9 protein-coding genes are annotated in these 7,270 nt (G+C 73.7%); 1 reads left to right on the top strand and 8 read right to left on the bottom strand.

Annotation, left to right across the window (positions count from 1 at the left end):
- Positions 1-75: 75 nt before the first annotated feature.
- From ACFZBT_RS37915 to ACFZBT_RS37880, 8 genes are all read right to left on the bottom strand, one after another.
- Entirely contained in the window at positions 76-204 is a 129-nt protein-coding gene (locus ACFZBT_RS37915) for a hypothetical protein (RefSeq protein ID WP_391114109.1), read from the bottom strand.
- Positions 201-329 carry a hypothetical protein gene (locus ACFZBT_RS37910; protein WP_391114106.1) on the bottom strand — a complete coding sequence of 43 codons (129 nt, stop codon included), beginning with the start codon at positions 327-329 and terminating at the stop codon, positions 201-203. The genes ACFZBT_RS37915 and ACFZBT_RS37910 overlap by 4 nt, the downstream gene beginning before the upstream one ends.
- A complete protein-coding gene (locus ACFZBT_RS37905; RefSeq protein ID WP_391114104.1) occupies positions 326-454 on the bottom strand; it encodes a hypothetical protein in 129 nt (42 codons plus the stop codon). Before ACFZBT_RS37905 ends, ACFZBT_RS37910 begins: the two co-directional genes overlap by 4 nt.
- Positions 451-1,692 (bottom strand): beta-ketoacyl synthase N-terminal-like domain-containing protein, encoded by a 1,242-nt coding sequence (locus tag ACFZBT_RS37900; RefSeq protein WP_391114101.1) that lies wholly within the window; start codon positions 1,690-1,692, stop codon positions 451-453. Before ACFZBT_RS37900 ends, ACFZBT_RS37905 begins: the two co-directional genes overlap by 4 nt.
- Entirely contained in the window at positions 1,689-2,996 is a 1,308-nt protein-coding gene (locus ACFZBT_RS37895; protein ID WP_391114098.1) for a beta-ketoacyl-ACP synthase II, read from the bottom strand. The genes ACFZBT_RS37900 and ACFZBT_RS37895 overlap by 4 nt, the downstream gene beginning before the upstream one ends.
- Positions 2,993-3,328: an antibiotic biosynthesis monooxygenase family protein gene (locus ACFZBT_RS37890; RefSeq protein ID WP_382490958.1), complete on the bottom strand. Its 336-nt coding sequence runs from the start codon at positions 3,326-3,328 to the stop codon at positions 2,993-2,995. The genes ACFZBT_RS37895 and ACFZBT_RS37890 overlap by 4 nt, the downstream gene beginning before the upstream one ends.
- Positions 3,329-3,443: 115 nt before the next feature.
- The gene (locus ACFZBT_RS37885; protein ID WP_391114095.1) at positions 3,444-5,009 is read right to left on the bottom strand and encodes a hypothetical protein; all 1,566 of its coding nucleotides are present in this window, start codon (positions 5,007-5,009) and stop codon (positions 3,444-3,446) included.
- A gap of 115 nt (positions 5,010-5,124) precedes the next feature.
- The gene (locus ACFZBT_RS37880) at positions 5,125-5,688 is read right to left on the bottom strand and encodes a PadR family transcriptional regulator (protein ID WP_382578932.1); all 564 of its coding nucleotides are present in this window, start codon (positions 5,686-5,688) and stop codon (positions 5,125-5,127) included.
- 261 nt (positions 5,689-5,949) lie between these two features.
- Here ACFZBT_RS37880 and ACFZBT_RS37875 point away from each other — a divergent pair, with 261 nt between their 5' ends.
- The gene (locus ACFZBT_RS37875; protein ID WP_391114091.1) at positions 5,950-7,242 is read left to right on the top strand and encodes an activator-dependent family glycosyltransferase; all 1,293 of its coding nucleotides are present in this window, start codon (positions 5,950-5,952) and stop codon (positions 7,240-7,242) included.
- Positions 7,243-7,270 lie beyond the last annotated feature (28 nt).

Here is a 7,270-nt window from a genome sequence, read left to right as displayed (position 1 = left end):
TGGAGCGACCGTCCGGGGCCCGTACGGCGGACGGCGGCCACGTCCCCGTCGCCCGGAGGTACAGCTCAGCGCCGCTCATGCCGTCACCTTCTCCCCGACCGGGTACGCGAGGGCGTCGGCGGACCCGGAGCGACCGTCCGGGGCCCGTACGGCGGGCGGCGGCCACGTCCCCGTCGCCCGGAGGTACAGCTCAGCGCCGCTCATGCCGTCACCTTCTCCCCGACCGGGTACGCGAAGGCGTCGGCGGACCCGGAGCGACCGTCCGGGGCCCGTACGGCGGACGGCGGCCACGTCCCCGTCGCCCGGAGGTACAGCTCAGCGCCGCTCATGCCGTCACCTTCTCCCCGGACGGATACGCGAAGGCATCGGCGGACCCGGAGCGACCGTCCGCGACCTGCTCGGCGGACGGCAGCCACGTCCCCGTCGCCCGGAGGTACAGCTCGCCGCCGTTCACGCCGCCACCTTCCGCCCGGCCCCCGCGAGCGCCCCGGCGGGTGCGGGGGCCCGTACGACCATGGCGCTGTTGAAGCCGTGGTGGCCGCGGGCCAGGACCAGGGCCGCGGTGCCGGTGACCGGACGGGGCTCGCCGACGACGAGGTCGAGGCCGTAGGCGTCGGGGACGCGGGTGACGTTGACCGTGGGCGGGGCGAGGCCGTCGCGCAGGGTCAGCAGGGCGGTCACCACGTCCAGCGGACCGGCGCCGGAGTAGAGGCGGCCGGTGGCCGACTTGGGCGCGGTGACCGGGACTCCGCCCGCGCCGAAGACCGCGGTGAGCGCCTCGGCCTCGGCGGCGTCGAGTTCGGGCACGCCCGCGCCGTCGGCGAGGACGACGGCGATGTCCCGCGGATCGGCTCCGGCGTCGGCGAGTGCCTGCTCGACGGCCCGCCGCAGGGTCGGGGGCCGCCCCGACCCTGGGCGCGGGTCGAAGGTGGCGCCGAAGCCGGCGATCTCGCCATAGGGGTGACGCCCCCGGGCACGGGCCCCCTCGGCGCTCTCCAGGGTGAGCAGCGCGCCGCCCTCGCCGGGCAGATGACCGGAGGCCCGGTCGTCGAAGGGCAGGTAGGCGTCGGCGGTGAGCCGTCCGCCGGCCAGCTGGGCGGCCATGCCGTACGGGCACAGGGAGCAGTCCATGCCGCCGGAGATCATCAGTTGCGCGCCGGACCGGATCTGGCGTCCGGCGTGGGCGAGGGCGTCCAGGCCCCCGGCCTGCTCGCCGACGAAGACGCCGGTCGGGCCGTTCATGCCGTGCCGGATGGAGATCTGGCCGGTGTTGACGGCGTAGAACCAGGCGAAGGACATGTAGGCGCTGACCTTCTTGGGGGACTCGCCCCACAGGTGCTGCAGTTCGCGCTGGCCGAAGCCGAAGCCGCCGGAGGCGCCGGCCGTGACGACGCCGCGTGCCAGCGAGGGCACGGAGTCGAGGTCGATGCCGGCGTCGGCGACGGCCCAGTCGGCGGCGGCCAGGGCGAACTGGGTCATACGGTCGGTCTGCGGGATCAAGCGGCTGGGCAGGTGGTCGCCCGCCTCGAACCCGGTCACCTCGCCCGCCCGCCGCGTCGGATAGCGACTGGGGTCGAAGGCCTGGACGCGCCGGATGCCGTTCTCGCCGCGCAGCGTCGCCGCCCAGTAGGCGTCGAGTCCGACGCCGGTGGGGGCGAGGACCCCGATGCCCGTGACCACGACCGGGGTCATGCGGCCCGCCCCTCGGGCCGGCGCAGCACCATGGCGCTCTGGAAGCCGCCGAAGCCGCTGCCGACGGTGAGCGCGGCCGACATGTCGCGCTCCCTGGCGTGCAGGGGGACGTAGTCCAGGTCGAGCTCGGGGTCGGGGTCGGTCAGGTTCGCGGTGGGCGGGATGACGCCGTGTTCGAGTGCCAGCGCGGTGGCGGCGACCTCGATGGAGCCGATGGCGCCCAGCGAGTGCCCGATCATCGACTTGATGGAGCTGACCGGGACCCGGTGGGCCGCGGCCCCGAGGCTGCGCTTGAGTGCGGCGGTCTCGTGCACGTCGTTCTGCTTGGTGGCGGTGCCGTGGGCGTTGACGTAGCCGAGCGCGTCGGGAGCGAGGCGGGCCTCGTCGAGGGCGGCGTCGACGGCGGCGGCCAGCTCGCGTCCGTCGGTGCGCAGCCCGGTCATGTGGTACGCGTTGCCGCGGGAGGCGTAGCCGGCGATCTCGGCGTAGACGTGGGCGCCCCGGGCGCGGGCCGCGGTGAGTTCCTCCAGGACGAGGACGGCGGCGCCCTCGCCGAGGACGAAGCCGTTGCGGGTGCGGTCGAAGGGGCGCAGCGCGGTCGCCGGGTCGTCGTTGCGGGGCGAGGTGGCCCGGATGGCGTCGAAGCAGGCCACGGTGATCGGGGAGATGGGGGCGTCGGTGGCCCCGGCGATCATCACGTCGGCCATACCCTCGCGGATGAGGGCGACCGCGTGCCCGACCGAGTCGAGGCCGGAGGTGCAGCCGGCCGAGACGACGGTGCAGGGGCCTTCGGCGCCGGCCTCCCAGGCGAGCTCGGCGGCCATGGAGCTGGGCACGAAGTGGTCGTAGAGATGGGCGCTCGCGGCGGTGTGGTCGACCAGCCACTCCTGTCCGCCGCCGCTGAGGGCCAGGTACTCCTCCTCGAGTTTCTGGGTGCAGCCGACCGCGCTGCCGAGGCTGACGCCGGTGCGGTGGGCGGTCTCCGGGTCGGGTTCGAGGCCGCTGTCGGTGACGGCCTCCCGCAGGGCGACCAGGGCGAACTGCGCCGCCCGGTCGAGCCGTTCGGCGTCCTCGGTGCTCAGCCCCTGCTCCGCCGCGTCGAAGTCGCACTCGGCGGCGATCCGGGAGCGGAAGGGGGCGGGGTCGAAGAGGCTGATGGTCCGGGTGGCGGTGCGGCCGCCGGTGATGGTCTGCCAGAACTGCTTGGTGCCGATGCCGCCGGGGGCCACCACGCCGATGCCGGTGATCGCGACCCGCCGGGTCGGCACGCCTCCCCCGTCGCGCTGAGCGCCCCGCCCGGTCATCGTGCCTCCCCGGTCGCGCTGTGCCGCTCCAGGTAGAGGTTGGAGCTGCTGGTGCTGATCGCCCGCAGTGCCTCGGCGTGCGGCCGGAAGTCGGCCTGGCCGACGGCGGCACGGAAGGCGGAGACATCGGACCAGCGGGCGATGTTGACGTAGCTGTGCGGCTTCTCCAGATGGCGTACGAGGGTGTAGCCGAGGAATCCGGGCTGCCGCTCCATGAAGCGTGCCGTGCGGGCGAAGACGTCCTCGAACTCCTCCGGGGAGGTGCGAAGCGTGAAGCTGTTCACGAAGGTGGCCGGGCCGCCGGAGGCGGGGCCGGGCTGATCGGCTGACATGGGATCGGTGCTCCTCATCGTCCGGGCGTCCGGCGACGCGTACGCCGAGGTCAGAGTGAAACCCTCCGGCGCGTGCCTCGCGGCGGCCTAGAAGACGGCTGGATCCCGCCCCCGGTCAGGAGCCCCCGCGCCCCAGCCGCACGGGGATGCCGACGTCCCGCCGCCAGGCGTGGCCGAGTCCGGCGACGGCGGCGATGACACTCCAGCCGGCCAGCTCACCGCCCTGGTAGTGGACGATGTCGGAGCCGCTGCGCCGGGGCAGGGCCCGCCCCGCGACGATCTCGGCGAGCGGGACCGGCGCGTGCCGGGTGCCCGTGGCGTGGTCGCCGGGGGGAGCGATGCCGACGTGCCGGACCACGGGGCCCGGGGCGCCTGAAGCGGCATCGGACGGCTGGGCGGCCGGGCCGACATCGGACGGCTGGGCGCCCTGGCCGGTGCCGGGCGGCTGGGCGGCGCCCTGGCCGGTGCCGGAAGACACGGAACCCGGACCACCAGCGGAAGACCCGGCACCCGGGCCACCGTCGGAGGACACGGCACCCGGACCACCGTCGGAGGACACGGCACCCGGACCACCGTCGGAGGACACGGCACTCGGGCCACCGTCGGAGGACCAGGAAGCCGGACCGCTACGGGACGACCGGGCACTCGGACCGGCTTCCGAAGGCCCGGCACCCGAACCCCGGCCGGAAGACCCGGCACCCGGACGCCCGCCGGAAGACCCGGCACCCGGACGCCCGCCGGACGACCGGGCACCCGGACCGGCATCCGAAGACCCAACGCCCGGACCACCGCCAGAAGACCAGACACCCGGGCGGATGCCGGAAGGCCAAGCCCTCAGGGTGGCACCGGCACCGGCACCGGCATCGGCGTCGGCACCAGAGTCAGCACCGGCATCGGCGTCGGCGTCGGCCTCGGCGTCAGCACCGGCACCGGCACCGGCACCGGCACCGGCATCGGCATCGGCATCGGCATCGGCGTCAAAGGCTCGGGCACCGGTCACCGGACTACCGGGGTCGCCCGAGACGGTGGGAGCGGCCGTAGCCGTCTGGTCGATCAGCAGCGCTCCGGCCGCAAGCCACTCGACCCGGACGGGCGGGTGGCCTCCCGTGGTGGCGACGACGTCGGCGCGGGCGGCGGTGGCGCGGGCGTCCTCGCACACACGCACCCGCAGGCCGGTGCGCAGGGCCGCGGCGGCGGCGAAGTCCCGGGTCCGGCCTGGCTCCAGGCCGACGACATGCACCTCGGAGAGCGAGGGCAGCGCGTGGTGCAGGACGAGCAGACAGGACCAGGCCGCCTCCCCGGTGCCGAAGAGGGCGAGCGTGGCGGGGGCCGGCGGGGCGAGGTACCGCGCGGCGAGTCCGGCGGGGATGGCGCCGCGCCAGCCGTCGAGGGCGCCGGCGTCCACGAGGCCGAGGAGGGACCCGTCGTCGGCGAGCAGCAGTTCCACGCACGCGGCGGACAGGTCCGCTCGGGGTTCGAGCCGGACGGCGAAGCAGCGGCCGAAGGGGCCGGAAGCATGCGGTCCGACGGTCAGCCGGCAGCGCGTGGCGGGCAGCAGGACCAGCGTCTCGGGGCCGGGCGCCGGATCGTGGCCGAGGAGCAGCCGCTGGACGTCGGAGAACCGCTCCTCCATGAAGGCCTCGTCGTCGAAGGCGTCGTCCACGTCTTCCGAGGTCAGCATGATCGGCACAGCGATCGTCCTCTCGGGACCGGCAGCTTGGGTATACAAACTTGAGTATCACGGGACGCGTGCCGTCCTCCACCGGATACCGATCAACGGCCGGAAGGGCTCCCCGTCAGGCGCCCTTCTCCTCCCCCGCCATGACGTACGCGCCGGCTTCCAGGCGCTCGATCAGCGCCTCGGTCCAGGCGGCCTGACTGGCGGCGCCGTGCTCCCAGAGGCCGAGCAGCTCACGGATGTGGGCACGCTGCGGCCGCTCGCCGGCCGTCTCGTCGACCTTGGCGATCAGCTCCGACTGTTCGGCCGAGAGCGACGCGATGCGCTCGCGCAGCAGACCGATCGCCTCCTTGCGGCTGAGCGCGGGCAGCAGCACGAGCGCGGCGCCCAGCATGTCCGCCCGGTTGTTCCCCTGGCGCAGCGCGTCCCGCAGCAACCGGAAGAACTCCTCGTCGCCCGGCGGCGCGATCTCGTAGTCGACCCGGCCCGGCCAGTCCGGGATGTCGGTCGACTTCAGCAGCCCGTCCTTGGCCAGCTGCCGCAGCGCGTGGTAGATCGAGCCGAACTTGATGTGCGCCCATTCGTCGGCACCCCAGGACAGCAGCTCGGAACGGACCAGATAGCCGTGCGCCCGGCCGTGCATGCGCACGACGCCCAGGACGAGCAATCTCGTGGCAGACATGGTCTCCCTGCTGAATCTCCCTCACGGCGCGGACCGGCAACCGGTGCTCCGCCCTCAGGGGGTCCTTTCGCTGAGGCCGGGCCCCGCCGGCTGATCCCACGGTAGTACATGACCTGCTGTTCTCCGCGAGCCCGGGAGGGGCGGAGCGCGCGAGACGCCCCGGATCGAGCGCCGCTGCAACGACTCTCGACTCCCGCACGAGGTCACGGCCGGAGGGTGGAGGCCATTCGCTACGGGTCGTCCGCCGGAACAGGGGTTGGGATGCGGGTACTCTTCACCACCTTCGCCGCCAAGTCGCACATGCATGCCCAGGTGACACTCGCCTGGGCCCTGAAGGCAGCGGGCCACGACGTCAGGATCGCCAGTCATCCCGATCTCGCCGACGAGATCACCAAGACGGGGCTGACCGCCGTCGGTGTCGGGGAGGAACTGCATCTCGACGAGCAGATGCAGGAGACCCAGGAGAACATCGGCCAGGACGTCGACCAGCTGGAGAGCCAGGCGCAGGTCGGTCTCGACATGAGCGAGACCCGGCCGGAGCGGCTCACCCCGGACTACACACTCGGTGTGTTCACGGCCATGACCTCGGTCGTCTTCCAGAACTGCTGCTCGGACCAGATGGTCGACGAGCTGGTGGAGCACTGCCGCTCCTGGAAGCCGGACCTGGTCCTGTGGGACACCATGACCTTCGCCGGCGCGATCGCCGCCATGGCCACCGGCACGGCACACGGCCGGCTCCTTTTCGGGCTCGACCTGGCGGGCCTGATGCGCGAGACCTTCCTCGGGCAGCTGGCAGCACGCCCGCCGGAGCTGCGGGACGACCCGCTGCGCGAGTGGCTCACCTGGAGCCTGGAACGGCACGGCGCCTCCTTCGAGGAGGCCGCGGTGACGGGCGACTTCACCGTCTGCCCGCTGCCGGCGTCCATGCGCCTCCCGGTGGACCTGCACTACGTGCCGATGCGGTACGTGCCGTACAACGGCCAGTCCACGGTGCCGCGGTGGCTCCAGGAGCCGCCGAAGAAGGGCCGCCGGGTGTGCATCACCCTCGGTGTGGCGCACCGCGAGGTGCTCGGCGCCGACCGCGCCTCCATCGGGGACCTGCTGGAGGCCGTCGCGGGGCTGGACGATGTCGAGGTCGTCGCCACGCTCAACGAGAAGCAGCTCACGGACTTCGACACCCTGCCGGACAACGTCCGGGCCGTGGACTTCGTCCCGCTCGACGCGCTGCTGCCCACCTGCGACGCGGTGATCCACCACGGCGGGTCCGGCAGCTTCGGCACGGCGATGATCCACGCCGTGCCCCAGCTCATCGTCGTCGACGGGGTCTGGGACACCATCAACAAGTCCCGTTATCTGGAAGAGCGCCAGGCCGGGCTCTACGTGCCGGGCAAGCTCAGCGCGAAGGGGCTGCGCGAGCTGCTCGTCCGCCTGCTGGAGGAGCCGGTCTTCAAGCGCAACGCCGAGGCCCTGCGGCGTGAGGCGCTCGCCGCGCCCGCCCCGGCGCAGGTCGTCCCCACGCTGGAGCGCCTGGCCGTCGAGCACCGCCGCCGGTGACCGGCGCGCCGCACCCGCACCCGCACAC

It is taken from the genome of Streptomyces sp. NPDC008137, assembly GCF_042957035.1.
Lineage (GTDB): Bacteria > Actinomycetota > Actinomycetes > Streptomycetales > Streptomycetaceae > Streptomyces.
Note: the sequence above shows the minus strand (reverse complement) of the source record. Positions and strands in the feature narration are given on the sequence as shown.

What these genes read in the sequence shown, in the direction of transcription:
- ACFZBT_RS37915 (WP_391114109.1), bottom strand. Translation starts at nt 204, where the DNA reads ATGAGCGGCGCTGAGCTGTACCTCCGGGCGACGGGGACGTGGCCGCCG.
- ACFZBT_RS37910 (WP_391114106.1), bottom strand. Translation starts at nt 329, where the DNA reads ATGAGCGGCGCTGAGCTGTACCTCCGGGCGACGGGGACGTGGCCGCCG.
- ACFZBT_RS37900 (WP_391114101.1), bottom strand. Translation starts at nt 1,692, where the DNA reads ATGACCCCGGTCGTGGTCACGGGCATCGGGGTCCTCGCCCCCACCGGC.
- ACFZBT_RS37895 (WP_391114098.1), bottom strand. Translation starts at nt 2,996, where the DNA reads ATGACCGGGCGGGGCGCTCAGCGCGACGGGGGAGGCGTGCCGACCCGG.
- ACFZBT_RS37890 (WP_382490958.1), bottom strand. Translation starts at nt 3,328, where the DNA reads ATGTCAGCCGATCAGCCCGGCCCCGCCTCCGGCGGCCCGGCCACCTTC.
- ACFZBT_RS37885 (WP_391114095.1), bottom strand. Translation starts at nt 5,009, where the DNA reads ATGCTGACCTCGGAAGACGTGGACGACGCCTTCGACGACGAGGCCTTC.
- ACFZBT_RS37880 (WP_382578932.1), bottom strand. Translation starts at nt 5,688, where the DNA reads ATGTCTGCCACGAGATTGCTCGTCCTGGGCGTCGTGCGCATGCACGGC.
- ACFZBT_RS37875 (WP_391114091.1), top strand. Translation starts at nt 5,950, where the DNA reads ATGCGGGTACTCTTCACCACCTTCGCCGCCAAGTCGCACATGCATGCC.